General features: G+C 27.8%; 1 protein-coding gene. It reads left to right on the top strand.

What is annotated here, in order from left to right:
* On the top strand, nucleotides 1-406 hold a 406-nt coding region (locus DNK85_RS12670), incomplete at its 5' end, for a hypothetical protein (RefSeq protein WP_208123181.1).
* Nucleotides 407-500: the final 94 nt, after the last annotated feature.

Raw genomic sequence — 500 nt, 5'->3', positions numbered from 1 at the left:
AAGGAAAAGAAAGAAAAAAAAAGAGAAGAGAAAAAGAAAAAAAAAAAAAATAAAAAGAAGAAGAAAAGAGAAAGAAAAAAGAAAAAAAAAAAAGAAAAGAAGGGGAAAAAAAAGAAAGGAAGAAAAAAAAGGGAAAAAAGAAAGAAAAGAAGAAAGAAGGAAAAAAAAAAAAAGAAGAGGAAAGAGAAAAAGAGAAAGGAGGAAAGGAGAAGAAAGGAGAGAAGAGGAGAGAAAAAAAAAGAGGAAAAAAAGAGGAGAGAAAAGAGAGAGGGAAGAAAAAAAAGAAGGGGATAGTAAAATAAAGGGAGTGAGAGAAAAAGAAAAGAAAAAAAAAGGAGAGAAAATAAAGAAAAAGGGAAAAGGGAGGAAGAGAAAAAAGAGAAGAAGAAAAAAAAAAGGTGGCTAAAAAAAGAAAGAACAAAAAAGTAAAAAGAGTTTCAAAAAGAATAAAATAAGGAGGTAAAGAGAAAATGTAAGGTTATGGGAATTATTGTACATCG

The organism is Cysteiniphilum halobium (genome assembly GCF_003574425.1).
In the GTDB taxonomy this organism is placed as follows: domain Bacteria; phylum Pseudomonadota; class Gammaproteobacteria; order Francisellales; family Francisellaceae; genus Caedibacter; species Caedibacter halobius.
The sequence above is the reverse complement of the archived record's forward strand: the minus strand, read 5'-3'. Positions and strand labels throughout refer to the sequence as shown.